Origin of the sequence: Umezawaea beigongshangensis (assembly GCF_016464305.1) — a bacterium.
Lineage (GTDB): Bacteria > Actinomycetota > Actinomycetes > Mycobacteriales > Pseudonocardiaceae > Umezawaea_A > Umezawaea_A beigongshangensis.
In genome coordinates this window covers 274,136-299,483 of the sequence record NZ_JAEIOJ010000007.1, presented here as the reverse complement: position 1 = coordinate 299,483, position 25,348 = coordinate 274,136, and the positions used below count along the sequence as shown (strand labels likewise).

Below are 25,348 nucleotides of genomic sequence, written 5' to 3'. Positions count from 1 at the left end.
CGGGGCGAGGACCCCGGGGGAGTGGAGCGTTCGCGTGATCCTGCTGTTGTCGACCTCTGACACCGACCTGCTGTCGGCGCGCGCCAGTGGCGCGGACTACCGCCTCGGCAACCCCGCGCGTCTCGGCGTGGACGACCTCCCCGATCTGCTGGAGGGCGCCGACCTGGTCGTGGTGCGCATCCTGGGCGGACGCCGGATGTGGGAGGAGGGCCTGGACCACCTGCTGGCCGGGCCGCGCCCCGTCGTCGTGCTGGGCGGAGAGCAGGCGCCGGACGCCCAGCTCATGGAGCTGTCCACGGTGCCGGGCGGCGTGTGCGCGGAGGCGCACGCCTACCTCGCGCAGGGCGGCGCGGCCAACCTGGCGCAGCTGCACGACTTCCTGTCCGACACGGTCCTGCTGACCGGCCTGGGCTTCGAGCCGCCCGCGGAGACGCCGACGTGGGGCCTGCTGGAGCGCGACCCCGCGCCGCAGGACGGTCCCGTCGTGGTGGTCCTGTACTACCGGGCGCACCACGTCGCCGGGAACACCGCGTTCGTGCACGCCCTGTGCGACGCGATCGAGGCGAAGGGCGGCCGACCGCTGCCGGTGTTCTGCTCGTCGCTGCGCACCCCCGACGCCGCGCTGCTGGAGACGCTGGGCGAAGCGGACGCGCTGGTCGTGACCGTGCTCGCCGCCGGAGGAACCAAGCCGGCCACCGCCTCGGCCGGTGGTGACGAGGAGGCGTGGGACGTGGGCGCGCTCGCCGCGCTGGACGTGCCGATCCTCCAGGCGCTGTGCCTGACCAGCAGCCGCGAGGCGTGGGACGGCAGCGACGACGGGCTCTCGCCGCTGGACACCGCCACGCAGGTCGCGATCCCCGAGTTCGACGGCCGCATCATCACGGTCCCCTTCTCCTTCAAGGAGGTCGACGCCGACGGTCTCACCGTCTACGTCGCCGACCCGGAACGCGCGCTGCGCGCCGCCGGGATCGCCGTGCGGCACGCCCGGCTGCGGCACGTCCCGCCCGCGCAGCGCCGCGTGGTGATCATGCTGTCGGCGTACCCGACGAAGCACTCGCGCATCGGCAACGCCGTCGGACTGGACACCCCGGCCAGCGTCGTGCGACTGCTGAAGGCGTTGCGGGACAACGGGTACGACATCGGCCCCGAGGACGGACCGGACGCGCTGCCCGGCGTCGCCGCGCAGGACGGCGACGCGCTGATCCACGCGCTCGTCGCCGCGGGCGGTCAGGACCAGGACTGGCTGACCGAGGAGCAGATCACCGGCAACCCCGTGCGCCTGCCCGCCGCCCGCTACCGCGAGTGGTACGCCACGCTGCCGCAGGACACGCGCGAGGAGATGGAGCAGCACTGGGGCGAGGCCCCCGGCGAGCTGTTCGTCGACCGCTCCGCGAACCCCGAGGGCGACGTCGTGCTGGCCGCGCTGCGGGCGGGCAACGTCGTGGTGATGGTGCAGCCGCCGCGCGGGTTCGGCGAGAACCCCATCGCGATCTACCACGACCCCGACCTGCCGCCGAGCCACCACTACCTCGCCGCGTACCGCTGGCTCGACGCCGAGTTCGGCGCCGACGCCGTCGTGCACGTCGGCAAGCACGGGAACCTGGAGTGGCTGCCGGGCAAGACCGTCGGCATGTCGGCGGGCTGCGGACCGGACGCCGCTCTCGGCGACCTGCCCCTGATCTACCCGTTCCTCGTCAACGACCCCGGCGAGGGCACCCAGGCCAAGCGCCGCGCGCACGCCACGCTCGTCGACCACCTCGTGCCGCCGATGGCGCGCGCCGACAGCTACGGCGACATCGCGCGCCTGGAGCAGCTGCTCGACGAGCACGGCAACATCGCCGCGATGGACCCGGCGAAGCTCCCGGCGATCCGCGCGCAGATCTGGACGCTGATCCAGGCCGCCAAGCTCGACCACGACCTCGGCCTGGAGGACCGCCCGCACGACGCGGAGTTCGACGAGTTCATCCTGCACGTCGACGGCTGGCTGTGCGAGATCAAGGACGTGCAGATCCGCGACGGCCTGCACGTGCTGGGCGAGGCCCCGACCGGTGAGGCGCGGGTCAACCTCGTGCTCGCCATGCTCCAGGCCAAGCAGATGTGGGCCGGCCGCGTCGCCGCCCTGCCCGGCCTGCGCGAGGCGCTCGGACTCGTGGAGGACGGCTCGTCGTCCCGCACCGACGTCGACGGCGTGGAGGCGACCGCGCGCGCCCTCGTGCAGGGCATGGAGGACGCGGGCTGGGACGTCGGCGAGGCCGGGGCGGTCGTGCGCTCGGTGCTGGGCCGCGACGACGAGCAGCTCACCGCGATCCTGCGGTTCGGCGCGACGGAGGTCGTGCCCAGGCTGAACCGCACCACCGACGAGATGACGATGGTGCTGCACGCCCTCGACGGCGGCTACGTGCCCGCCGGTCCCAGCGGCTCACCGCTGCGCGGCCTGATCAACGTGCTGCCCACGGGCCGCAACTTCTACTCCGTGGACCCCAAGGCGGTGCCGTCGCGCCTGGCGTGGGAGACCGGTCAGGCGATGGCCGACTCGCTGCTCGCCCGCTACCGTGCCGACACCGGCGAGTGGCCGCCGTCGGTCGGGCTGTCGGTCTGGGGCACGTCGGCCATGCGCACCGCGGGCGACGACATCGCCGAGGTGCTGGCGCTGCTGGGCGTGCGCCCGGTGTGGGACGACCAGTCCCGCCGCGTCACCGGCCTGGAGCCGATCCCGCTGGAGGAGCTGGGCCGTCCGCGCATCGACGTGACCGTGCGGATCAGCGGCTTCTTCCGCGACGCGTTCCCGCACGTCGTGTCGATGCTCGACGACGCCGTGCAGCTCGTGGCCGGCCTGGACGAGCCGGACTCGGCCAACTTCGTGCGCGCGCACGCGCAGGCGGACCTCGCGGCGCACGGCGACCCCCGGCGTGCCACGATGCGGATCTTCGGCTCCAAGCCCGGCGCGTACGGCGCGGGCCTGCTGTCGCTGATCGACAGCCGCAACTGGCGCGACGACGCCGACCTCGCCGAGGTCTACGCGGTGTGGGGCGGGTACGCCTACGGCCGCGACCTCGACGGCGTGCAGGCGCGGCCGGACATGGAGAGCGCCTACAGGCGCATCGCCGTCGCGGCCAAGAACGTCGACACCCGCGAGCACGACATCGCCGACTCCGACGACTACTTCCAGTACCACGGCGGCATGGTCGCCACCGTCCGCGCGCTGACCGGCAGGGCGCCCGCCGCGTACGTCGGCGACAGCACCCGCCCCGACGCCGTGCGCACCAGGACGCTCAACGAGGAGACGACCCGCATCTTCCGCGCCCGCGTGGTCAACCCGCGCTGGCTGTCCGCCATGCGCAGGCACGGCTACAAGGGCGCGTTCGAGCTGGCGGCGACCGTGGACTACCTGTTCGGCTACGACGCCACGACCGGCGTGGTGGCCGACTGGATGTACGAGCAGCTCGCGGCGAGCTACGTGCTGGACGAGGAGAACCAGAAGTTCTTGCGCGAGTCCAACCCGTGGGCCCTGCACGGCATCTCGGAGCGCCTGCTGGAAGCCGCGGACCGCGGCATGTGGGAGCACCCGGTCCCGGAGACCCTGGACGCGCTGCGGCAGGTGTACCTGGAGGCCGAGGGCGACCTGGAGGACGGGAAGTAGGCGGTGCCGGGTGGGAGGGCCGCCGCCCTCCCACCCGGTCGCCTCACCCGTGCTTCGCCACGACCAGCACGACCGCGGTGAACGTCGTCCCGCGGGTGACCTTCGCGTCCCGCCGCTCCCCGGCCGCGCAACCGCACCGGGTCCTGGACGACTCCGGATCGACCACTCGGGAGCGCCGGGCCGGGACGCGTCGGCCGGGGGAGCGGGAAGGCCGATCTCCGCGCCGGTCGATCGCGGCACCTTCTGCTCCAGCGACGGCACGCCCACCACCACCGTCGCCGCCGCCGACCTGCTCGCGAGCCTCCGCACCACGCTCCACCACGACGTGAGCAGCCCCGACCACGTCGAGCTCTGCACCTGCGCGACGTGGACGCCCGTTCGAGGCACTGCCACGTCCGGTCGATCGACTCCGGCACCTCGGTGCGGGTCACGACGCCGCGCTCGACGTCTCCCGGCGACTGCACGTCACACCTCGTCCTGCCGGGAGAGGGCGACGGAACGATGCGACGAGCGATCTGGTGGACCGGCTCGCGTGAGCGGAAGTCGCTGGCGAGCTGTCTCACCCCTCCAGGCGCCGCGCCACCTCCACCGCTTCTGGAGCGTCGAGTTCCCGGTAGATCGTCAGAGCGGAACGCCACGCGGCGTCGGCCTCGTCCGGCTCGCCGAGCGCTTCACGGGCTTCCGCGATTCCCCGATGGGCCTGCGCCTGCTCGTAGCGGTCGCTCACCCGCTCGGAGATCGCCAGCGCCAACTCGTGGTGTTCGACGGCACTGCTCGGGTTCCCGGTCGCCCGCAGGGTGTTCCCGATCCCGTTCAACGCTGCTGCTTCCAAGCTGCGGTCGCCGGTTGCTCCGGCCATGTCGAGCGCTTGGCGGTGATGCCCCATCGCGTCGTCGAACCGGTCGAGCCGGGCTTCGAAGACGGCCAGGTCGTTGAGCGCGTAGCCCTGCCGCGGCACGTCGCCGGTCCGGTGGAAGATGCTCAGCGACTGCTCGACGAAGCTCACCGCCTGAGCGAGGTCGCCCAGGCGTCCGTGGACGACCGCGAGGTTGTTGAGCGCTGATCCCTGCCCGGTGGTGTCCCCGACGTCGCGGTAGACCACCAGAGCCTCGCTGATGCGATCGACCGCCCGCTCGTACTCGCCGAGGAGCCAGTGCGTGAGACCGAGGTCGTTCAGCGCCTGTGCTCGCAGGTTCTGGTCCTCCGCCCGTTCTGCCGAGGTGAGAGCCTCGGTCAGGTGCGTCACCGCCGCTCTGTAGCGGCCCAGCCGCTGAAGCGTGCTGCCCAGGTCGTGCGACGCCCTGCTCAGGCCGGCCGCGTCTCCCGATCTGCGCGCGCACGTCACGGCGTGGCCGTGCACTTCGGCGGCGACCTCGAAGTCGGCGTGGCTGTCGAGGTGTCTGTGCAGGACGGCCGCCAGGTCCCTGGCGTACTCGTCCCAGCCGTGCGACGCGGCGTAGCGGATGCTCGCCACCAGGTTCTCCTGCTCAGCTCTCATCCAGGACGCCGCCTGCTGCTCGTCGTGGAAGGTGACGAGCGGCTGCTGCTGCCACCGGGTGTCCGGTCGCCGAACCTTCTCGTGCGGTACCAGCAGGTCGATCGCGGTGGCCGCGGTGCTCAAGAAGTGGTCGAACAACCTGCCCCGTGCGGCTCGCCGATCCGCCTCCGTCTCGTCGCGGTTCGCCAGCTCGGACGCGTAGGCGTGCAGCAGGTCGTGCATCTGGTACCTGCTGTCCCGGGTTCTCTCCACGAGATTCACGCGGGTGAGGGTGGTGAGCAGTTGCCGCGCCCTCGCGTTGTCGACGTCCGCCAGAGCGGCGACGGTCGAACCGGTGAAGGTGCGACCCGAGTAGAGACCCAGCAGCCGGAACGTGCGTGCTGTCGCTTCGGACAGGTACCCGTACGACCAGGAGAAGACGGTTCGTATCGCGGTGTGGGGATCGTCGTCTGTGTCCAGAACGTCCAGGCGGGATTCTTCGTCCGCGAGGTCGTTCACGAGTTCCGCGATCGACGAGTGCGTTTGTGAGGCCACGATCTCCGCTGCGACGCGCAGCGCCAGGGGAAGGCGTGCGCAGTGTTCCGCGAGCGCGGCCGTGTGCTGCGGTTCGGCGTCGACCCTGTCACCTATCAGCGTGCGCAGGAGCTTCACGGCTTCCGGAAGGGGGAGCAGGTCCAGGTCGACGCGTCGTGCTCCGTCGCGCGACACCAGGCCCGGCATGGCGTTCCTGCTGGTGACGACGACGAAGGAGGACGAGGATCCGGGCAGGAGGGGACGGATCTGGTCCGCGGTCCGCGCGTTGTCGACGAACACGAGCATCGTGCGGTGCGCGGTGAGCGACCGAAATCGAGCTGATCGTTCGTCGACCTCCCCGGGGATGTCGGGGTGGGGGACCTGAAGCGATCGCAGGAAGCCGGTCAGCGCCTCGCCCGTGCTGACTTCCCGATCGGGGTCGTACGAGCGAAGGTTGACGTAGAGCTGTCCGTCCGGGAAGCGGTGACGAACTCGATGCGCCCACCACGTGGCCAGCGCGCTCTTGCCGACACCGCCGGTTCCGCAGATCACGGCGATGCGACTGCTCCCGGCAGCTGTGTCGTCGGGGTCCGGCAGGAGGTCGTCCAAGAACGCCAGGTGGGTGTCGCGATCTGTGAAGCCGAACGCCGTCGACGGCAGCTGTTCCGGTGAACCCGCACGTGGATCGGACGGCCTGGCGTGCACGTGAACATCACCGGTGATGCTGCCCGCTTGTACCACCACGTCGGCGACACCGGAGTTCTCGTTGCGCGTCTCGACGTTCTGCTCGTCCTGGTCCCTGCTGGGCACGCCACCTCCGGTTCGCTCTCGCGCCAGTCGCGGAGCCGCGATGGTATTGGCCCCAGAACCCCGCGGACGGGGACGTGGACGAAGGATCACTCTTGTGGCCCACCCTCGTGGCGAGCGGACCAGCTGAAGCGGCGTCTCCCGCCACGTTCCCCGCCGAGGGCCGTTCCACGGGGCAGGAGCGGTTGGTGCGGGGGAACGAGCCTTCTAGGCTCGACGCATGACGTTCACCGCAGCCGACCAGAAGTGGCTGGCCGTTGCCGACGAGGTCGCCGCGACCCTGCGCACCGACGCCGCCGAGCGGGACCGCGCCAACCTGCCCCCCGTGCGCGAGGTGGAACTGCTGCGCGAGTCCGGCCTGCTCACCGTCGGGCTCGACGGGGACGGGTGGGCCACGCGCATCGCCGTCACCCGGACCGTCGCCGCCGCGGACGCCAGCATCGGTCACCTGCTCGGCTACCACCACCTCCAGCTCTGGCGCTCCGAGCTGTTCGACAACGCGGAGCTGACCGCCAGGACGCGGGCCGAGACCGCGCGGGACCGGCTCTTCTGGGCCGGGGTCAGCAACCCGCTGGACGCCGCGCTCCAGCTCACGCCGGTCGACGGCGGGTTCGTGGTCGAGGGGACCAAGACGTTCGCCACCGGCGCGTCGCTCGCCGACCGGCTGGTCGTCAGCGCCACGCGCGTCGACACGGGGGAGAAGGTCACGTTCGTCGTGCGCGGCGGGGTGGACGGGCTCGACTTCCCCGGCGGCTGGGACAACATCGGGCAGCGCCTCACGGCCAGCGGTGGTGTGCGGTTCCAGCGGGTGTTCGTGCCGGCCGAGGACGTCCTCGGCGTGCAGCCGGAGGAGAACCACCCGCGGCTGTCCCTCGCCGCCCTCGGCTTCCAGCTCGTCCTCTCCCACGTCCACGTGGCCATCGCCGAGGGCGCGCTCGCCGAGGCCGCCGAGTACACCCGCACGCGCTCGCGGCCGTGGTTCGCGAGCGGCGTCGACCACGCGACCGACGACCCGCACGTCCTCGCGAGCTACGGCGAGATGGTCGCCGACGTCCGGGCCGCCGCGCTCCTCGCCGACCGGGCCGCCGAGGAGCTGGCGTTCGTCGCGGACCGCGGCACGGCGCTCACGGCCGAGCAGCGGGCCGCCGCCGCGACCTCGATCTCGCAGGCCAAGGTCGTGTCGACGCGGGTCGTCAACCAGGTGACCACGCGGGTCTTCGAGCAGGTCGGCGCCCGCGCCACGGCCTCCGGGCACGGGTTCGACCGGTTCTGGCGCAACGCCCGCACGCTGACCCTGCACGACCCGGTCGCCTACAAGGCGCGCGAGGTGGGGGCGTACTTCCTCACCGGCGCGCACCCCGCGTTCACCGGGTACAGCTGATGACCCCGGTGCTGGCGGACAGCGTCCGGCTGGCCGACGACGGCGTGCACGTGCTCGACCGGCGCACCTTCCCGTTCGAGCGGACGTGGGTGCGCTGCACGAGCGTGGAGGAGGTCGCGCGGGCGGTCGAGGACATGGTCACCCAGTCCTCGGGCCCGTACTTCGCCGCGCTGTGGGGCATGGTCCTCGCCGCGCGGGAGGCGTCGGACCTGGACCCGGCGGCGGCTCGCGCGCACCTGGACGCGGCCGGCGAGCGCTTGATCAGGACCCGCGCGACCAACAACCACCTCCGCAAGGCCGTCGCGGCCGTGCTGGGCGCGGTGGACGCGGCCGGGCCCGTCTCCGGCGCCGAGCTGGAGGCCGCCGCGCTCACCGGCGCGCGGGCCGGTGACGAGCGCTACCGCTCGCGCAGCCGCGCGCTCGGCACGCACGCCGCGTCGCTGCTCGACGACGGCGCCCGCGTGCTGACGCACTGCTGGGCCGACCTGTACCTGGTCGAGACCGTGGCCGCCGCGCAGCGCGACGGCAAGCGCTTGCGGTTCCTCTGCACCGAGACCCGCCCCTACCTCCAGGGAGCGCGGCTCACCGCCGAGACCCTGGCCGAGATGGGCGTCGAGACCACGCTGATCACCGACGGCATGGGGGCGTCGGTGATGAGCTCCGGCGACGTGGACGTGCTGCTCACGGCCGCGGACCGGGTCACGATGGACGGCCACGTGGTCAACAAGGTCGGCACGCTGGGCCTCGCCGTGGCCGCGTCCGCGTTCGGCCTGCCGTTCCTCGCGCTGGTGCAGGCGCCCGACCGGCTCGCGCCGACCGCGGCGGACGTGCCGATCGAGCACCGCTCCGGCGACGAGGTCCTGCACACCCTGGGCCAGCGCACGGCGAGCGAGCGCGTGCGCGGCCTGTACCCGGCGTTCGACGTGACGCCGCCCCGGTTCGTCACCTCCGTCGTGACCGATCGGGGCGTGTTCGCACCGCACGGTCTCGCCCACTACCCGTTCACCGAGAGGACAGCACGACCGTGACACCCCAGTTCCCCGTCCGGTGGGTCGTCCTGGACATCGAGGGCACCCTCAGCGCCACCGACCAGGTGCTCGTGGTGCTCTACGACTACGCGCGCCCCCGCCTCGGACCGTGGATCGACGCGCACGGCGCCGACCCGCGGGTGGCCGCCGCGGTGCGGGAGGTGCGCGAGCTGGCCGGGCTGGACGAGACGGCCGGCACCGAGCAGGTCGTGGCCGCGCTGCACGGCTGGATGGACGCCGATCAGAAGGTCACCCCGCTCAAGACGCTGCAGGGCCTGATCTGGCAGCGCGGGTACGCGGACGGCGACCTCGTGGCGGAGCTGTTCGCCGACGTCACCCCGGCCCTGCGGGCCTGGCACGCGGCCGGTCTGCGGCTGGCGATCTTCTCGTCCGGGTCGGTGGCGGGGCAGGTCGCGTTCTTCCGGCACACCGCGGAGGGCGACCTGACCGGGCTGCTGGAGCACCACTTCGACACGGTCAACGCCGGTCCGAAGCGCAAGGCCGCGTCGTACCGGCGCATCGCCGACGAGCTGGGCGCGCAGCCGCGGGACGTCGTGTTCCTCTCCGACGTCCCCGCCGAGCTGCACGCCGCCGCCGAGGACGGCTGGCGCACCGTCGGCGTCGCGCGGCCCGGTGAACCGCAGGAGCGCGCCGACTTCGGCCCGCACCCGGTCGTCGCCTCGCTGGACGAGGTGGAGCTGGTGACGCCGTGAGCCTCGACCTGGCCGGGCGGGCGCTGGCGCGGGAGTGCGCGCGGTACGCGGCGATGGGCTGGATGCGCGGCACGTCGGGCAACCTGTCCGTCGTGCTGGGGCGCGACCCGCTGCGGCTGGCCGTCACCGTCAGCGGTCTCGACAAGGGCGAGCTGACGCGGCACGACGTGGTCGTCGTGGACGGCACCGGCGCGGCCGTGGCCGACCAGCCGCACCCGGAGCGGGTGCCGTCCGCCGAGGCCGGGCTGCACGCGCGGATCGCCGCCGTGGCCGGTGCTGGCGCGGTGGTCCACGTGCACGCGGTGGCGCCCGTGGTCGCGGCGGAGTTCTGGCCGGACGGCGTCGTGCTGCGCGACCTGGAGATGCTCAAGGGCTTCGGCCGCGCGGCCCACGACGACGAGGTGGTCGTGCCGGTCGTGCCCAACTCGCAGGACATGACCGTGCTGGGCGACGCGTTCGAGCGGGGCTTCTCGGCCGACGTGCCCGCGCTGATCGTGGCCCGGCACGGCGTGTACGTGTGGGGCGACGACCTGCACCAGGCCAGGCAGCGCGCCGAGTGCCTGGAGTGGTTGCTGCGCTTCCGGACCGAGACGAGAGGAACGTCATGACGCTGCTGACCGTGTGGCCGGACGACGAGCCCGGCACGGTGCTCACCAGGACCACCGACCCCGAGGAGATCCGCGCCGAGCTGGAGCGGCACGGCGTGCGGTTCGAGCAGTGGCCGGTCGTCGAGGGGCTGCCGGCGACGCCGGAGTCGGACGAGGTCGTGCGGGCGTACCGCGAGCACGTGGACCGGGTCGTGGAGGCCGAGGGCTACGTGCTGGTCGACGCGATGCACATGACCCCCTCCGACGATCCGGAGTGGCTCGCCTCCGCCGCGGCGGCCCGGCGGAAGTTCCTCGCCGAGCACACCCACGACGACGACGAGGACCGCTACTTCGCGCGCGGCTCCGGAGTCTTCTACCTGCACGTGGGGGGCAGGGTGCACGCCGTGCTGTGCGAGGCGGGCGACCTGCTGAGCGTCCCGGCGAACACCACGCACTGGTTCGACATGGGCAGCAGGCCGGACTACGTGTCCATCCGGTTCTTCCACGACGACGACGGCTGGGTGGGCGACTTCACCGGCAGTCCGATCGCCGAGTCGTTCCCCGGCTTCGACGAGCTGAAGGCCGGACTGGACGCCGACCGGGCCTGACCGGTCGGCTCGCGGTGCCCGAACGGTCAGCTCGCGGCCAGGACCCGGCGCCAGCACTCGGCGTGCAGGCGGCGGAAGCCGACGAAGTACGCGAGCGCTTCGGCGTCGAACTCCGCCGGGTGGGCGGCGATGCCGGCCCGGCCGTCCAGGCGGCCGGTGTTGGCCAGGCCGGCCAGGTCCCACTCCACCGGGCCGCGCCAGGTGTCCTCGAGGTCGTTCCACACCGGGCCCGACGGCGCGAGGAGCAGGTTGCCGGGGTGGGCGTCGCCGTGCAGCGGGCGGGCCGCGGTCCAGCGCCGGTCCCACTCCGCCGCCAGCTCGTCCCGGCGCTCGCGCAGGTCGTCCGCGTCGAGCAGGGCCAGCACCCGGTCGACGTCGGTCAGCGGCAGGCGGTCCGGCAGCGCGCCGGGGAAGTCCAGCAGGCCGTCGTGCAGCTCCGCCAGGCACGCCGCGAACTCCGCTGGCGCCGGTGTCCACGCCGGGTCGTGCTCGACGTGCCCGGCCAGCGTCACCACGAGGCCGTCGGAGAGGTGCGGACCGGGCGGCACGTCCTCCGGCGACGGCACCACGGGCACGCCCCGCGCCGCCAGGTGCGCGCGGACCGCGACGTCGCGGGCGAAGTGGTCGGCCACGTCCGGGCGCACGACGGCTGTCGTGGTCGCCACCCTGGCGACCACCGGTCCCAGGCGCACCAGCAGGTTGGCCCCGTCGCCCAGCACCACCGGGTCGTCCCCGCTCAACCCGTGCGCGCGGACGATCTCCGCCGCGGCCGCCACGCCCCGCTCCAGCTCCGTCACCACGTCTCCCCGTCCCGATCGCCGTCCCACCACCCTCCACGAGGGGTGTGACCTGCGCAACGCCATCGCCGGTGATCGGTTCGCGAGGCCATGCCCAGCCGCGAGCCCCGGATGAGCGACGTCTACGATCCGAGAAGCCGAGGACGGCCGTCCGTCGTCCACGGCGTCCAGAACCAGAAGATGGTCCCACCACAGGCCAGTGCAGGAGGCACCGTGACGGCCGTAGCCCCGCAGCCGATCGCCACGCGTCCCTTCCCGGCGCGCGAGACGGTCAAGGGTTCGTTCCTGCTGCGGATGTTCCGCACCACGGACCACAAGCAGATCGGCATTCTCTACCTGGTCACCTCGTTCGCCTTCTTCATGGTGGGCGGCGCGATGGCCATGCTGATCCGCACCGAACTGGCGACGCCGGGAATGCAGTTCCTCTCGCAGGAGCAGTACAACCAGCTCTTCACCATGCACGGCACGGTGATGCTGCTGCTGTACGCGACGCCCATCGTTTTCGGATTCGCGAACTTCATCCTGCCGCTCCAGATCGGCGCGCCCGACGTGGCGTTCCCGCGGCTCAACGCCTTCTCGTACTGGCTGTACCTGTTCGGCGGCCTGATCACGATCTCCGGCTTCCTCACCCCCGGTGGTGCGGCCGACTTCGGCTGGTTCGCCTACACGCCGCTGTCGAACGCCATCCACTCCCCCGGCGTCGGCGCCGACCTGTGGATCGCCGGTCTCGCGGTCGGCGGTCTCGGCACGATCCTCGGCGCGGTCAACATGATCACCACGGTGATCTGCCTGCGCGCGCCGGGAATGACGATGTTCCGGATGCCGATCTTCACCTGGAACATCCTCGTCACCAGCATGCTGATCCTCATCGCGTTCCCGATCCTCACCGCGGCCCTGTTCGGCCTGCTGGCGGACCGGCAGCTCGGTGCCCACGTGTTCGACCCCGCCAACGGCGGCGTCATCCTGTGGCAGCACCTGTTCTGGTTCTTCGGCCACCCCGAGGTCTACATCGTCGCGCTGCCGTTCTTCGGCATCGTGTCCGAGGTCTTCCCGGTGTTCAGCCGCAAGCCGATCTTCGGCTACAACGGCCTGATCTACGCGACGCTGGGCATCGCGGCGCTGTCCGTGGCCGTGTGGGCGCACCACATGTACGCGACCGGAGCGGTGCTGCTGCCGTTCTTCGCGTTCATGACGTTCCTCATCGCGGTCCCGACCGGTGTGAAGTTCTTCAACTGGATCGGCACGATGTGGAAGGGGCAGCTCACGTTCGAGTCGCCCATGCTGTTCAGCATCGGCTTCATCGTGACGTTCCTCTTCGGCGGTCTGTCCGGCGTGCTCCTCGCGGCGCCGGCCATCGACTTCCACGTGTCCGACACGTACTTCGTCGTCGCGCACTTCCACTACGTGCTCTACGGCACGATCGTGTTCGCGACGTTCGCCGGGATCTACTTCTGGTTCCCGAAGTTCACGGGCCGGATGCTCGACGAGCCGCTGGGCAAGCTGCACTTCTGGACCACGTTCCTCGGCTTCCACGCGACGTTCCTCGTCCAGCACTGGCTGGGCAACGAGGGCATGCCGCGCCGGTACGCGGACTACCTGCCCAGCGACGGCTTCACGACGCTGAACACGATCTCCACGATCGGCGCCTACATCCTGGGCGCGTCGACGCTGCCGTTCATCTGGAACATCTTCAAGAGCTACCGGTACGGCGAGATCGTCCAGGTGGACGACCCGTGGGGCTTCGGCAACTCCCTGGAGTGGGCCACGTCCTGCCCGCCGCCGCGGCACAACTTCACCGAGCTGCCGCGCATCCGGTCGGAGCGTCCCGCGTTCGAGCTGCACTACCCGCACATGATCGAGCGCATCCACAACGAGGCGCACGTGACGCTCACGGGCAGGACGGTTCCGCACGAGAAGGCCACCCCGGCTCCGTCGGAGCTGGCCGCGGCCGCCGTGCAGAAGAACGCGCAGGGCGGCGACGACACCGTCTCCGAGCACGACAAGTAGTACGAACGAGGTCACCGACGAGCCCCGACGTCCGCGTACGCGCAGACGCCGGGGCTCGTCGCTGTGAGCACCCCCTTCAGCGACGCCCCAGGGAGCCCAACGCCGTGAGCACGCCCAGCGCCACGCCCGTCCTGATCACCGTCACCGGCCCGGACAAGCCGGGTGTCTCCTCGGTCCTGTTCGCCGTGCTCACCCGGCACGGCGTGGACATCCTCGACGTCGAGCAGGTCGTGATCCGCGGTCGGCTCGTGCTGGGCGTCCTCGTGGCGACCGAGCGCGACCCGGAGGGTCTCCAGGAGGCCGTCGAGCAGGCCATGGCGACCGTCTCGATGTCCGTGGAGGTGGAGCTGGGCGCCGACGCCAGGCGCACCGCGCGGCTGGAGTCCAGCCACGTCCTCATCGTGCTGGGACGCCCGGTGACGGCGCGGGCGTTCACCGAGGTGGCCCGCAAGCTCGCGTCGCTCGGCGTGAACATCGACGCGATCCGCGGTGTCGCCGACTACCCCGTCACCGGTCTGGAGCTGCGGGTGTCCGTCGCCGAGGACACCGCGGACAGCGACGCCGAGCTGCGCAGCGCGCTGGCCGAGGTGGCCGTGCGGGTGGGCCTGGACGTGGCGGTCGAGCGCGCCGGTCTGATCAGGCGCGCGAAGCGCCTCGTGGTGTTCGACGTCGACTCGACGCTGATCCAGGGCGAGGTCATCGAGATGCTGGCCGCGCACGTCGGCTGCGAGCCGCAGGTCCGCGAGATCACCGAGGCCGCCATGCGCGGCGAGCTGGACTTCGCCGAGTCGCTGCGCCGCCGGGTGGCCCTGCTGGAGGGGCTGCCGGAGTCGGTGCTGGACGAGGTGGGCGCGTCGCTGGAGCTGACGCCGGGCGCGCGCACCACCGTGCGCACGCTCAAGCGCCTCGGGTTCCGCTGCGGCGTCGTGTCGGGCGGGTTCACCAGGGTGGTGCAGGGCCTGGTCGACGAGCTGGGGCTGGACTTCTGCGCGGCCAACGAGCTGGAGGTCGAGGACGGCAAGCTGACCGGCCGCGTGCTCGGCGACATCGTCGACCGGCCGGGCAAGGCGGTGGCGCTGCGCCGGTTCGCCGCCGAGGCCGGGGTGCCGCTGGCGCAGTGCGTGGCGGTCGGCGACGGCGCCAACGACATCGACATGCTCGGCGCGGCGGGTCTGGGTGTGGCGTTCAACGCGAAGCCCGCGCTGCGCGAGGTCGCCGACACCGCGCTGTCGCACCCGTTCCTCGACGCCGTGCTGTTCGTGCTCGGCGTGACGCGGTCGGAGGTCGAGGCCGCCGACGCGGCCGACGGACTGGAGCTGAGCAGGCAGTGAGCGTTCTCGATCCCCTCGCCGCGCGCTACGCGTCGTGGCTGGAACTTCCCGCGTCGTCCACCGTGGACACCTCCGACGAGGACCCGGCCGAGGTCCGGGCCATGCCGGTGGTGCTGCGCATCGAACGCGCCGAGCCGCCGGGCCGCACCGCGGTCCTGGAGGCCGCCGCCGCGGCGGCCGTCGCCGTGTGCCTCGACCCGCGCGCCGAGCCGGGGGGCGAGTGGCACGACGAGGTCGTGGCGTGGATCGGCGGCCGGATCCGAAAGGTGTCCCGGCGGGCGCGGGGAGCGCACTGGGAGGCCGTGCAGGCGTTGCCGGGCATCACCGTCGAGGTGGACGGCGCGCAGGCCCGCGCGCTGGTGCCGGGCCGCGTGCTGGACGCGCCGAAGGAGCTGACGCGGCTCCAGATCTCCGGCAGCGAACTGCCCGACGACGAGCCGGGCGCCCCACCGCCGGGTGTGCCGGTGCTGCACCTGAACCCGCGCGTGCCGATGACGGCGGGCAAGGCCGCCGCGCAGGTGGGGCACGCGACGATGCTGCTGGCCGCGTCCGTGCACGCGGACGGCCGCGGCGAGGAGCTGGCGGCGTGGGCGGAGCAGGGCCACCGCACGGCCGTGCGGACGTCGTCGAAGGAGGAGTGGGACGCGCTGCACCCCGGTGACGATCCGGCGACGGCGTGGCGCGAACGCGGTGTGGTGGCGGTGCGTGACGCGGGGTTCACCGAGGTCGAACCGGGCACCGTGACGGTGCTCGGCCAGTGGTTTGACCACGCCTGATACCGGTCAATCCGGAGGGTCATGGGGTTTCTGGACGTTCTCGACGCCCGTCTCGGCGACGGACTGGAAAGCGTGCTGCGCGCTCACCACCGCCGCAGGCTGATCAAGCTCGGCTGGTCGGAGCTGCTGCCGGGGCGCACCGGGCCCGGCCGGTTCGCCGCCGAGCGTCCCGTGCGCGAGGGCAACGCCGTGCGCGTCCTGATCGACGGCGAGGAGGCGCTGCCGCAGATCCAGGAGGCGATCGAGAACGCCAGGTCGCACGTCCACATCGCGAACTGGCACGCCAGTCCGGACTTCCGCCTGAGCAGGGAGGCCGGTGCGCCGACGCTGCGCGAACTGCTGGCGGCGACGGCGGAGCGCGTGCCGGTGCGTCTGCTGCTGTGGGCGGGGCCGCCGGTGCCGATGTTCCAGCCGACGCGCGGCGGCACGAAGGACGCGCGCGCCGAGTTCGAGAAGGACAGCCGCGTGCGGTGCGTGCTCGACGCCAGGGAGCGGACGCTGCACTGCCACCACGAGAAGATCGTGGTGGTCGACGACGAGATCGCGTTCGTGGGCGGCATCGACTTCACCGCGCTGGAGGGCGACCGGCACGACCACCGGCAGCACGCGCCGGACCGTCCGCTGGGCTGGCACGACCTGGCGACGCGGCTGGAGGGGCCGGTCGTCGCCGACGTGGCCCAGCACTTCCGGCAGCGCTGGGTCGAGGTGTCGGACGAGCGGGACCTGCCCGAACCCCGCACCCCGGCGCCGGCCGGGCCGTCGCGGGTGCAGCTGGTGCGGACCGTTCCGGAGAAGACCTACGACTTCGCGCCGCGCGGCGAGTTCTCGATCCTGGACAGCTACCTGCGCGCCCTGCGCTCGGCGCGGCGCCTGGTGTACCTGGAGAACCAGTTCCTGTGGTCGCCCGAGGTGACGGAGGTGCTGCTGGACAAGCTGCGCAACCCTCCGACGGAGGACTTCCGCCTGGTGCTGGTGCTGCCGCGCAAGCCCAGCAACGGCGCGGACACCACGCGCGGGCAGCTCGGCAGGCTCCTGGCGGCGGAGGGCGGTGAGCACCTGATCGTGGCGGTCACGCTGACGGCGCACGACGGCGACGACTCAGCCCCGGTGTACGTGCACGCCAAGCTGGGCATCGTGGACGACGAGTGGATGACGATCGGCTCGGCGAACCTGAACGAGCACTCGCTGTTCAACGACACCGAGGTCAACGTGGTGACCGACGACGCGGACCTGATCCGCCGCACGCGCCTGCGCCTGTGGTCGGAGCACCTCCAGCGTCCGGAGGAGGAGCTGGCCGGCGACCCCGCCACCGTCGTGGACGGGATGTGGCGCCCGATCGCGCAGGAGCAGGCCGACCTGGAGGACCGGGGCGCTCGCCGCACCCACCGCCTCACCCTGCTGCCGGGCGCGTCCCGCCGGGCCGCCCGCCTCCAGGGACCCCTCCGGGGGCTCCTGGTGGACGGCTGACCGCACGAGTCGCCCGTTCGCGCACCGCGGCCGGCCTTCCGGGCAGGACGAGGTGGACGTGTTCCGGGCCCGAGTGCTCACCTCGCGGTGCTCGAACGCTCCACTCGGGGTGCTCGAACGCTCAACTCGGGGTCAGGAGGAGGCGGCGTCCAGGCGCTTCAGGGCCGCCTTGACCACCTCGGGGTCGTAGGTGGTCCAGAACGGGGGCAGCGACGCGCGGAGGAAGCCGCCGTAGCGGGCGGTGGCCAGGCGGGGGTCCAGGATCGCGACCACGCCCCTGTCGTTCATCGAGCGGAGCAGGCGGCCCGCGCCCTGGGCCAGCAGCAGGGCCGCGTGGGTGGCCGCCACGCCCAGGAAGCCGTTGCCGCCGCGCGCGGCGACGGCGCGCTGCCGGGCCGAGGCCAGCGGGTCGTCGGGACGCGGGAACGGGATGCGGTCCATCACGACGAGCTGCAGCGAGGGGCCGGGCACGTCGACGCCCTGCCACAGCGACAGCGTGCCGAACAGGCAGCTCCGCGGGTCTGCGGCGAACCGGGTCACGAGCTGGCCGGTCGCGTCGTCGCCCTGGCACAGCACGGTGTGCTCCAGGCGGTCCCGCAGCACCTCGGCCGCGGCCTTCGCCGCCCGCATCGACGAGAACAGCCCGAGCGTGCGCCCTCCGGCGGCCTCCACGAGACCCTGCAACTCGTCCAGGTACTCCGGCGGCAGCCCGTCGCGGCCGGGCGGCGGCAGGTGCCGCGCCACGTAGAGGATGCCGCTGGTGGCGTGGGAGAACGGCGAGCCCACGTCGAGCCCGCTCCACCGGGGCGCGTCGCCGTCCGACGGCGGCTCCTTGTCCGACGCCGCGCCCTCGGCCTTGCGCACCGACGACGACGGCGGCAGCCCCCACTGCCGGGCCAGGGTGTCGAACGCGCCGCCGAGGGTGAGAGTGGCGGACGTGAGGACCGTGGTGCGCTTGCCGAACAGCCGCTCCCGCAGCAGGCCGCCCACGCCGAGCGGCGCGACCCGCAGGGACGGCGCCTTGCCCCGGTCGGCGAAGTCGCCGGACACCCAGACCACGTCGCGGCGGTCGGCCTCGTCCCCGTCGAACGCCTCCAGCAGGCGCACGGCGCAGTCGTGCACCTCCTCCAGCAGGGACATCGCGAGCTTGCGGGACGTGGCGCCCTCCACGTCCTCCTTGCGCTCCGGCCCGAGCGAGGTGATGCACGCGTGCGCCGCGTCCCTGGTGACCCGCAGGGCTCCGGCGAGCGCCGTCGGCATCTCGTCCAGCCGCCCGACGGGCAGCTCCTCCAGGATCATCGCGAGACCGTCGCTCGCCTCGTGCATCCGGTCGGCGACCTCGTCCGCGACGAGCCGCCCGCAGCGCCGCGCCGCGGTGGCGATGGCGGACGCGCTCAGCTCCTCGGTGGCCACGGACGTCACGCGGTCCACGAGGTCGTGCGCCTCGTCGATCACGACGACGTCGTGGTCGGGCAGCACCTGGTAGCCCTCCAGGGCGTCGATCGCGAGCATCGCGTGGTTGGTCACGACCACGTCGGCCCTGCCGGCCTCGGCCCTGGCCCGCTCGGCGAAGCAGTCGGTGCCGACGGGGCACTTGGCGACGCCGAGGCACTCCTTGGCGGTGACGGACACCTGCCGCCACGCCTGGTCGCTCACGCCGGGCACCAGCTCGTCGCGGTCGCCGGTCTCGGTGTCGGAGGACCACTCGTGCAGCCGCTTCACCTCGCGCCCGAGCCGCGACACGGCGAACGGGTCGAACAGCGCGGCCTCGTCCGGCTCGTCGGGCGCACCGTTGTGCACGCGGTGCATGCACAGGTAGTTGCGGCGGCCCTTGAGGATCGCGAAGCGCGGCTCGCGTCCCAGCTCCGCGCGCAGCGCCTTCGCGAGGCGCGGCAGGTCGCGGTCGACGAGCTGGCGCTGGAGCGCGATCGTCGCGGTCGACACGACGACGGTGTCCTCCTCGGCGATCGCGTGGCGCACCGAGGGGACGAGGTAGGCCAGCGACTTGCCGGTGCCGGTGCCCGCCTGCACGGCGAGGTGCTCACCGGTGCGGATGGACCGGTCGACGGCCTCCGCCATCTCGACCTGGCCTGGACGTTCCGCGCCACCGACCGCTTCGACGGCGGTGGCGAGCAGTGCACGGGTGGGGGGAATCGGGGCGGGCACGCGAAGACGGTACCCGTCGCGCCGCTCGCTCCGGCCCGAGCACGGCGCGGGGCGCGAGCGCGCCCCGCGCCGGGAGCGTCAGCTCCGGAAGCGGCGCACCAGCGACCAGGAGGCGGGCAGCAGGCCAGCGGCCAGCACGGTCTTGACGGCGTCGCCGATCAGGAACGGCACGACGCCGACCTGGAGCGCGGTCCCGAAGCCCATGTCGGCCGCCGCCATCAGCCACGGCACGCCGAACGCGTAGATCACCAGGCTGCCCAGCGCCATCGTGCCCACGGTGCGGACCGGCGTGCGGTCACCGCCGCGCGCGGCCAGCGCGCCGACGACGGCACCGGCGAAGACGAAGCCGATCACGTAGCCCAGCGACGCGGGGGCCCCGGAGGAGCCGCCCTGGAACCACGGCACGCCCGCGACGCCCGCGATCAGGTACAGCACCATCGACGTGACGCCCCGCTGCCAGCCGAGGGACGCGCCGACGAGCAGCGCGGCGAAGGTCTGGCCGGTGATCGGGACGGGGCTGCCGGGCACGGGCAGCGCGACCTGGGCGGCGAGCCCGGTCAGCGCGGCGCCGGCGACGACGAGCGCGACGTCGCGCGCCAGTGCGCCGGGGACGAAGTCGGCGAGCACCGCACGGCGGGGAACGGCGAGCACGGACACGGGAACCTCCAGGTCATCGGTGGAACTTCCCGGAGGCTAACCGCCGGACACCGCCGCGGTCCCCGTCGTCGTCCCGCAAAGTTGCGCACCTCACGGAGGGGTTCCAGTGCTCGGGACGGCCGCGGCCCGCGGCCGTGGTCCTCCTCGGACGCGCCGAGGAGACCTCGGGCGTCCGGAGCGCGTGCCGGACCGGGCTCGCGGCACCTCACCGACCACCCGGTCGGGTTGTGCGTGTGATCGGACGAGTGACATGGGGCGGCGAACCACCACCCGTCCGGCCGTTCCCACCGATGATCGCGGCGGGGGTGGACCGCCGGTGACCGGCGTGAGGACCCCCGACCGGAGCAGATAGGGGAACAGATGAACGGCACCGGCGTGCACAGGGCCGGCCTGGTGGCAGCGGCACTCGTCACGGGCCTGCTCGCCTCGGCAGCACCGGCCCGCGCCGACGCCCTCGCGGGCGTCGCCTCGGTCGGCTCGGCCGACTTCACCAGGAACGGGGAGGCCGTCACCGTCGAGACGCTCGCGCCCTGCGACGTCGACGGCGCCACCACCAACACCTCCGTCCCGGTCGCCGTCGGAGGTCTCGCGTTCGGCGCGGGCGCGTCGTCCTGCACCAGGACGGTCGTGGACGAGGTCAACTCGGTGACCACCACGCACTCCGAGGCGACGGGGGAGAAGTTCGAGCTGTCGGCGCTGGTGCCGGCCGGCGGCCCGCGGCTCAAGGTCGGCACCTGGAAGATCGTGTGCGACGCGACGCAGACCGGCACGAACGCGGGCTGGCAGGTCAGCGGCGTGACCGGCTTCGCCGGCCTGCCCGAGCAGGTCCCGACGAACCACCTGCACGAGGTGACGAGGCCCGACGGGACCGTGCTCGCGCGGGTGATCTTCAGCGAGGTGGTCCTGCCCGAGCCCAACGACGGCAGCATCGCGATGAACCTGATGCGCTTCGAGTTCACCCCGGCCTCCGGTCTCACCGGCGGCCTGGTCGTGGGCTCGACGGAGTGCGCGCCGACCCCCTGAGCGAGCGAGGTGGCCGCCCGGTGCGGGCGGCCACGGCCTCAGGCCAGTTCGACGCCCGCTTCGCGCAACCGCGCCAGGGCGGTCCGCACGGTCGGCTCCGACACCCCGGCGGTGAGGTCCAGCAGCACCGTCGTGCTGAACCCGGCCGCCGCCGCGTCCAGGGCGGTGGCCCGCACGCAGTGGTCGGTCGCGATGCCCACGACGTCGACGGCGTCCACGTCGTGCGCCCGCAGCCACGTCGTGAGGTCGGAGCCGTCACCGGCCGCACCCTCGAAACCCGAGTAGGCCGCCGCGTACTCGCCCTTGGAGAACACCGCCTCGATCCCCGTCACGTCCAGCTCCGGGTGGAACGACGCGCCCGCCGTGCCGGCGACGCAGTGCACGGGCCAGGAGTCGACGTAGTCGGGCGTGGAGCTGAAGTGCGAGCCGGGGTCGACGTGGTAGTCCCTGGTGGCGACGACGTGGTCGTACCCGCCCGCGGCGATGTGCCGGGACACGGCGGCGGCCACCGCCGCCCCACCGGCGACGGCCAGCGAGCCGCCCTCGCAGAAGTCGTTCTGCACGTCGACGACGATCAGCGCCTTGGTCATGTCAGCACCTCACAGGAACGTGGTCGGGATCGCGGGTTCGCCGCGCGACAGCTTCAGACCCTCCCAGGGCACGGTCACGAGTGCCGCACGCAACCGGTCACGGCTCTGCGCGAGCGTCGGCACCCGGTCGGTCGGCTCGCCCCCGCGCAGCAGCGGCACCTGGAGCAGCCGGTCGTGCTCGCCCGGCTCGACGGGCTCGGCGGCGGGGAACACGACCTCCTCCAGCGCCGTGCCGGTCTCCTTGTGGCGGCGCAGCGCGTTCTTCCAGCCGCCGCGCGACTCCTTGTGGGAGCTGCGCTTCGCGACCGGGCGGCCCTCCACCTCGACGAGCTTGTAGACCATGCCCGCTGTCGGGGCCCCCGACCCGGTGACCAGCGACGTGCCCACGCCGTAGGCGTCGACCGGCTCGGCGCGCAGCGCGGCGATGGCGTACTCGTCCAGGTCTCCCGAGACGACGATCCGGGTCTTCCGCGCGCCCAGCGAGTCGAGCTGGTCGCGGGCCTGGCGGGCCAGCACGCCCAGGTCGCCGGAGTCGATGCGGACCGCGCCCAGACCCGGTCCGGCGACCTCGACGGCGTTGCGGATGCCCTCGGTGATGTCGTAGGTGTCCACGAGCAGCGTCGTCCCCGCGCCCAGCGCCTCGACCTGGCTGCGGAACGCGGCCTTCTCGTCGCTGTGCAGCAGGGTGAACGCGTGCGCCGACGTGCCCGCCGTGGGGATGCCGTGGCGGCGGCCCGCCTCCAGGTTCGAGGTCGCGGTGAAGCCCGCGAGGTAGGCGGCGCGGGCGGACGCGACGGCGGCCTCCTCGTGGGTGCGCCGGGAGCCCATCTCGATCATCCTGCGGCCGTTGGCCGCGCCGACCATGCGCGCCGCGGCGGAGGCGATGGCGCTGTCGTGGTTGAGGATCGACAGGGCGAGCGTCTCCAGCACGACCCCCTCGGCGAACGAGGCGCGCACCGACAGCAGCGGGGAACCGGGGAAGTACAGCTCCCCCTCGGGGTAGCCGTCGACGTCGCCGCTGAAGCGGTACGCGGCCAGCCACCGCAGCGTGGCCTCGTCCACCACGCCGGACTCGCGCAGCTGGGCGATCTCCTCGTCGGCGAAGCGGAAGTCCCGCACCGCGTCGAGGAACCGGCCGGTTCCCGCGACCACGCCGTAGCGACGTCCCTCCGGCAGCCGCCGGGCGAACACCTCGAAGACGCAGGGGCGCTCCGCGGTGCCGTCGCGCAGCGCTGCGGCGAGCATCGTGAGCTCGTAGTGGTCGGTGAACAGCGCCGTGGACGTCGACATGACGTGAGCCTAGGCGGGGAGCACTTTTGCGCGCACGAGATGACCTGTGGTCTCCGCCACCAACCGGGGCGTGACACCATTGACGACATGACCACGCCCGTCGAGCAGGAGCGGACGCAGGTTGAACCGTCGGGCGCGGAGATCCGCGCCGAGGACAGACCGTGGCAGACGGTGGTCTGGAACGACCCGGTGAACCTGATGTCCTACGTGACGTACGTGTTCCAGAAGCTGTTCGGCTACAGCCGGGAACAGGCGACGAAGCTGATGCTGGACGTCCACCACAAGGGCAGGGCGATCGTCTCCTCCGGGACCAAGGACAAGATGGAGATCGACGTGGCGAAGCTGCACGCCGCCGGGCTCTGGGCGACCATGCAGCGTGCCTCGTGAAGAAGTGGACGCGCGACGGGGACCTCGTCCTCGCCCGGTTCGACCGCCAGGAGGCGGCCGTGGTGCGGGGGCTCGTCAGCCAGATCCAGGACATGCTCCTGGCGCGCGCCGAGGAGGCGCCGCAGGACGAGCTGGCCGAGCTGACCGGCATCCGCACCGGTCCCTCCACGGCGCCGGACGACCCGATCCTGAGCCGGTTGCTGCCCGACTTCCACCGGCTCGACCCGGACGCGCCCGATCCCGGTGACGTCGACTCGGCCGGTGCGCTGCGCTCGTTGCACGAACCGGAGCTGCTGGACCTCAAGACGGGGGTCGCCGGAGTCGTGCTGGACACCTGCCCGCCCGACGGCGGCACGGTGCGGTTGTCGGTCGAGCAGGCCGAGGCGTGGCTGGCGGCGATCAACGACGTGCGGCTCGCGCTGGGCACGGCGCTGGACGTGCACGACGAGATGCCCGACGAGCTGCCCCCGGACGACCCGCGCTCGCCGCACCTGGGCGTCTACCACTGGCTGACCTGGATGCAGGAGACGCTGATCGAGGCCGTCTCCGCGTGAACCGGGAGACCAGCGGCTCGATCACCGACGTCCCCGGCGTGCTCGTGGGCCACCACGACCGCGTCGGCGACGGCTGGGCGACCGGCACCACCGTCGTGCTCGCGCCCGAGGGCGCGGTCGGCGGCGTCGACGCGCGCGGCGGCGCTCCCGGCACCAGGGAGACGGACCTGCTCGACCCGGCCAACCTCGTGCGGACCGTGCACGCGGTGTGCCTGACCGGCGGCAGCGCCTACGGGCTCGCCGCGGCGGACGGCGTGGTGCGCTGGCTCGCCGAGCGCGACACCGGGTTCCCGGTCGGGCCGCTGCCGCACCAGGTCGTGCCGATCGTCCCGGCCGCCGTGCTGTTCGACCTCGACCTGGGCGAGTGGGGCAACCGGCCCGACGCGTCCTTCGGGTACGCGGCGTGCGAGGCGGCGGGCACCCGCGTCGCCGAGGGCTCCGTGGGAGCGGGGGCCGGTGCGCGCACCGGCTCGCTCAAGGGCGGAGTGGGCACGGCCAGCGCCCGCGTCGGCGGCCACGTCGTCGGCGCGCTCGCCGCCGTGAACGCGGTGGGGGAGGCCGTCGACCCGCGCACCGGTCTGTTCTGGGAGCGGTCGCCCGAGACGCCGGACCGCCCGGTGACGCTGCCGCGGGTCACCGCGTCCCGGCTGAACACCACGATCGGGGTCGTCGCGGTGGACGCCGCGCTGGACAAGGCCGAGTGCCGCCGCCTGGCGATGTCCGCTCAGGACGGTCTGGCCAGGGCCGTCCGTCCGGCGCACTCGCTGTTCGACGGCGACACGGTGTTCGCCCTCGCCACCGGCGCGCGGGAGCTGCCGCCCGGTCCGGAACGGGCGGTCGCCCTGGACGCCCTGTGCGCGGCGGCGGCCGACGTGTTCGCCCGCGCTCTCGTGCGGGGAGTGCTGACGGCGACCCGCGTCGGCGACGTGGCGGCGTACCGCGACCTGTAACGGGTACCCCGGGGCAATGTCCGCCCTGACGAAGCTGTTGAAGAAGATCGAGAACACCGAGGCGCTGGACCGCGCCGCCGCCGCGGTGTCGGAACTGCTGCCGCCCGCGCTGCGGCAGCACCCCGTCACCGACGTGCTGCGCGGGAAGCCCCTCGGGCACCCCGCCCACCCGGCCGTGGTCCTGCTGCCGATCGGCCTGTACCTGTCGTCGGCGCTGCTCGACGTCGTGCCGGGTCAGGGCGGCGCGGCACGCGGACTCGTCGGCGCCGGGCTCGCGACCACCCCCGCCGCCGTCGCCACCGGGCTGGCCGAGTGGACGACTCTGGACCAGCGGCAGCAGCGCACCGCCGTGGTGCACCTGGCGACCAACCTGCTCGCGTCGACGTGCTACCTCGCCTCCTTCGTGCTGCGCGGGAGGGGCAGGCCGCTGTCCGGCCGCCTGGTCGGCTTCGCCGGGGCGTCGCTCATCGGCGCGGGCGGCCTGATCGGCGGCCACCTGAGCTACGCGCAGGGCGCGGGCGTCCACCGCGAGCCCGTGTGACGACGAGGGGGTTCTCACCCAGCGGGAGGGGTTCCAC

The 25,348-nt window shown here is 73.0% G+C and carries 21 protein-coding genes; 15 read left to right on the top strand and 6 right to left on the bottom strand.

The genetic code is table 11. From position 1 onward, the window contains the following. The first annotated feature begins 34 nt into the window (after window positions 1–34). Complete coding sequence (gene cobN, locus IMZ35_RS19405; RefSeq protein ID WP_199442529.1) at window positions 35–3,640, top strand: cobaltochelatase subunit CobN; 3,606 nt, start codon at window positions 35–37, stop codon at window positions 3,638–3,640. A gap of 559 nt (window positions 3,641–4,199) precedes the next feature. On the opposite strand, the gene IMZ35_RS19400 is transcribed toward cobN, so the two are convergent. Next, a complete protein-coding gene (locus IMZ35_RS19400) occupies window positions 4,200–6,461 on the bottom strand; it encodes an ATP-binding protein (protein ID WP_199442528.1) in 2,262 nt (753 codons plus the stop codon). A gap of 217 nt (window positions 6,462–6,678) precedes the next feature. On the opposite strand from IMZ35_RS19400, the gene IMZ35_RS19395 reads away from it, so the two are divergent. Genes IMZ35_RS19395 through IMZ35_RS19375 form a run of 5 tightly spaced genes read left to right on the top strand, consistent with a single transcriptional unit; the run spans window position 6,679 to window position 10,775 of the window. Beyond that, a complete protein-coding gene (locus tag IMZ35_RS19395) occupies window positions 6,679–7,839 on the top strand; it encodes an acyl-CoA dehydrogenase family protein (protein ID WP_199442527.1) in 1,161 nt (386 codons plus the stop codon). After that, window positions 7,839–8,867, top strand: a complete 1,029-nt coding sequence (locus IMZ35_RS19390; RefSeq protein WP_199442526.1) for a s-methyl-5-thioribose-1-phosphate isomerase — start codon at window positions 7,839–7,841, stop codon at window positions 8,865–8,867. The genes IMZ35_RS19395 and IMZ35_RS19390 overlap by 1 nt, the downstream gene beginning before the upstream one ends. Further along, entirely contained in the window at window positions 8,864–9,580 is a 717-nt protein-coding gene (gene mtnC, locus IMZ35_RS19385) for an acireductone synthase (protein WP_199442525.1), read from the top strand. The genes IMZ35_RS19390 and mtnC overlap by 4 nt, the downstream gene beginning before the upstream one ends. Further along, window positions 9,577–10,188, top strand: a complete 612-nt coding sequence (gene mtnB, locus IMZ35_RS19380) for a methylthioribulose 1-phosphate dehydratase (RefSeq protein WP_199442524.1) — start codon at window positions 9,577–9,579, stop codon at window positions 10,186–10,188. Before mtnC ends, mtnB begins: the two co-directional genes overlap by 4 nt. Next, entirely contained in the window at window positions 10,185–10,775 is a 591-nt protein-coding gene (locus IMZ35_RS19375) for a 1,2-dihydroxy-3-keto-5-methylthiopentene dioxygenase (protein WP_199442523.1), read from the top strand. Before mtnB ends, IMZ35_RS19375 begins: the two co-directional genes overlap by 4 nt. A gap of 26 nt (window positions 10,776–10,801) precedes the next feature. Here IMZ35_RS19375 and IMZ35_RS19370 read toward each other — a convergent pair whose 3' ends face one another. After that, window positions 10,802–11,572 (bottom strand): aminoglycoside phosphotransferase family protein, encoded by a 771-nt coding sequence (locus tag IMZ35_RS19370; protein ID WP_199442522.1) that lies wholly within the window; start codon window positions 11,570–11,572, stop codon window positions 10,802–10,804. Between the two features lie 213 nt (window positions 11,573–11,785). Here IMZ35_RS19370 and ctaD point away from each other — a divergent pair, with 213 nt between their 5' ends. From ctaD to IMZ35_RS19350, 4 genes are all read left to right on the top strand, one after another. Then, a complete protein-coding gene (gene ctaD / locus IMZ35_RS19365; protein WP_199442521.1) occupies window positions 11,786–13,579 on the top strand; it encodes an aa3-type cytochrome oxidase subunit I in 1,794 nt (597 codons plus the stop codon). A 104-nt stretch (window positions 13,580–13,683) separates the two neighbouring features. Then, a complete protein-coding gene (serB, locus tag IMZ35_RS19360) occupies window positions 13,684–14,910 on the top strand; it encodes a phosphoserine phosphatase SerB (protein WP_199442520.1) in 1,227 nt (408 codons plus the stop codon). Next, window positions 14,907–15,686, top strand: coding sequence for a peptidyl-tRNA hydrolase (locus IMZ35_RS19355; protein WP_199442519.1), 780 nt, complete (start codon window positions 14,907–14,909; stop codon window positions 15,684–15,686). The genes serB and IMZ35_RS19355 overlap by 4 nt, the downstream gene beginning before the upstream one ends. A gap of 21 nt (window positions 15,687–15,707) precedes the next feature. After that, on the top strand, window positions 15,708–17,153 hold the full coding sequence (locus IMZ35_RS19350) for a phospholipase D-like domain-containing protein (RefSeq protein ID WP_199442518.1): 1,446 nt from the start codon (window positions 15,708–15,710) through the stop codon (window positions 17,151–17,153). Between the two features lie 132 nt (window positions 17,154–17,285). On the opposite strand, the gene IMZ35_RS19345 is transcribed toward IMZ35_RS19350, so the two are convergent. Both IMZ35_RS19345 and IMZ35_RS19340 read right to left on the bottom strand, forming a co-directional pair. After that, the gene (locus IMZ35_RS19345; protein WP_498063212.1) at window positions 17,286–19,319 is read right to left on the bottom strand and encodes an ATP-dependent DNA helicase; all 2,034 of its coding nucleotides are present in this window, start codon (window positions 19,317–19,319) and stop codon (window positions 17,286–17,288) included. A 78-nt stretch (window positions 19,320–19,397) separates the two neighbouring features. Further along, on the bottom strand, window positions 19,398–19,976 hold the full coding sequence (locus tag IMZ35_RS19340; protein ID WP_199442517.1) for a biotin transporter BioY: 579 nt from the start codon (window positions 19,974–19,976) through the stop codon (window positions 19,398–19,400). Between the two features lie 360 nt (window positions 19,977–20,336). On the opposite strand from IMZ35_RS19340, the gene IMZ35_RS19335 reads away from it, so the two are divergent. After that, on the top strand, window positions 20,337–20,999 hold the full coding sequence (locus tag IMZ35_RS19335) for a hypothetical protein (RefSeq protein WP_199442516.1): 663 nt from the start codon (window positions 20,337–20,339) through the stop codon (window positions 20,997–20,999). A gap of 38 nt (window positions 21,000–21,037) precedes the next feature. Here the strand turns inward: IMZ35_RS19335 and IMZ35_RS19330 are convergent, their stop codons facing one another. Beyond that, complete coding sequence (locus tag IMZ35_RS19330; RefSeq protein ID WP_199442515.1) at window positions 21,038–21,589, bottom strand: isochorismatase family protein; 552 nt, start codon at window positions 21,587–21,589, stop codon at window positions 21,038–21,040. A 9-nt stretch (window positions 21,590–21,598) separates the two neighbouring features. Then, complete coding sequence (locus tag IMZ35_RS19325) at window positions 21,599–22,879, bottom strand: nicotinate phosphoribosyltransferase (RefSeq protein WP_199442514.1); 1,281 nt, start codon at window positions 22,877–22,879, stop codon at window positions 21,599–21,601. 87 nt (window positions 22,880–22,966) lie between these two features. Between IMZ35_RS19325 and clpS the strand changes: the two genes are divergently transcribed. From clpS to IMZ35_RS19305, 4 genes are read left to right on the top strand one after another with little or no spacing between them, the layout of a single operon-like run. Continuing rightward, window positions 22,967–23,266, top strand: a complete 300-nt coding sequence (gene clpS / locus IMZ35_RS19320) for an ATP-dependent Clp protease adapter ClpS (protein ID WP_199442513.1) — start codon at window positions 22,967–22,969, stop codon at window positions 23,264–23,266. Then, on the top strand, window positions 23,263–23,820 hold the full coding sequence (locus IMZ35_RS19315; protein WP_199442512.1) for a DUF2017 domain-containing protein: 558 nt from the start codon (window positions 23,263–23,265) through the stop codon (window positions 23,818–23,820). Before clpS ends, IMZ35_RS19315 begins: the two co-directional genes overlap by 4 nt. Next, window positions 23,817–24,770, top strand: a complete 954-nt coding sequence (locus tag IMZ35_RS19310; protein ID WP_307868399.1) for a P1 family peptidase — start codon at window positions 23,817–23,819, stop codon at window positions 24,768–24,770. Before IMZ35_RS19315 ends, IMZ35_RS19310 begins: the two co-directional genes overlap by 4 nt. A 16-nt stretch (window positions 24,771–24,786) precedes the next feature. Continuing rightward, on the top strand, window positions 24,787–25,311 hold the full coding sequence (locus tag IMZ35_RS19305) for a DUF2231 domain-containing protein (RefSeq protein ID WP_199442511.1): 525 nt from the start codon (window positions 24,787–24,789) through the stop codon (window positions 25,309–25,311). Window positions 25,312–25,348: the final 37 nt, after the last annotated feature.

What these genes read in the sequence shown, in the direction of transcription:
- IMZ35_RS19395 (WP_199442527.1), top strand. Translation starts at nt 6,679, where the DNA reads ATGACGTTCACCGCAGCCGACCAGAAGTGGCTGGCCGTTGCCGACGAG.
- IMZ35_RS19390 (WP_199442526.1), top strand. Translation starts at nt 7,839, where the DNA reads ATGACCCCGGTGCTGGCGGACAGCGTCCGGCTGGCCGACGACGGCGTG.
- IMZ35_RS19375 (WP_199442523.1), top strand. Translation starts at nt 10,185, where the DNA reads ATGACGCTGCTGACCGTGTGGCCGGACGACGAGCCCGGCACGGTGCTC.
- IMZ35_RS19350 (WP_199442518.1), top strand. Translation starts at nt 15,708, where the DNA reads ATGGGGTTTCTGGACGTTCTCGACGCCCGTCTCGGCGACGGACTGGAA.
- IMZ35_RS19335 (WP_199442516.1), top strand. Translation starts at nt 20,337, where the DNA reads ATGAACGGCACCGGCGTGCACAGGGCCGGCCTGGTGGCAGCGGCACTC.
- IMZ35_RS19330 (WP_199442515.1), bottom strand. Translation starts at nt 21,589, where the DNA reads ATGACCAAGGCGCTGATCGTCGTCGACGTGCAGAACGACTTCTGCGAG.
- IMZ35_RS19325 (WP_199442514.1), bottom strand. Translation starts at nt 22,879, where the DNA reads ATGTCGACGTCCACGGCGCTGTTCACCGACCACTACGAGCTCACGATG.
- clpS (WP_199442513.1), top strand. Translation starts at nt 22,967, where the DNA reads ATGACCACGCCCGTCGAGCAGGAGCGGACGCAGGTTGAACCGTCGGGC.
- IMZ35_RS19305 (WP_199442511.1), top strand. Translation starts at nt 24,787, where the DNA reads ATGTCCGCCCTGACGAAGCTGTTGAAGAAGATCGAGAACACCGAGGCG.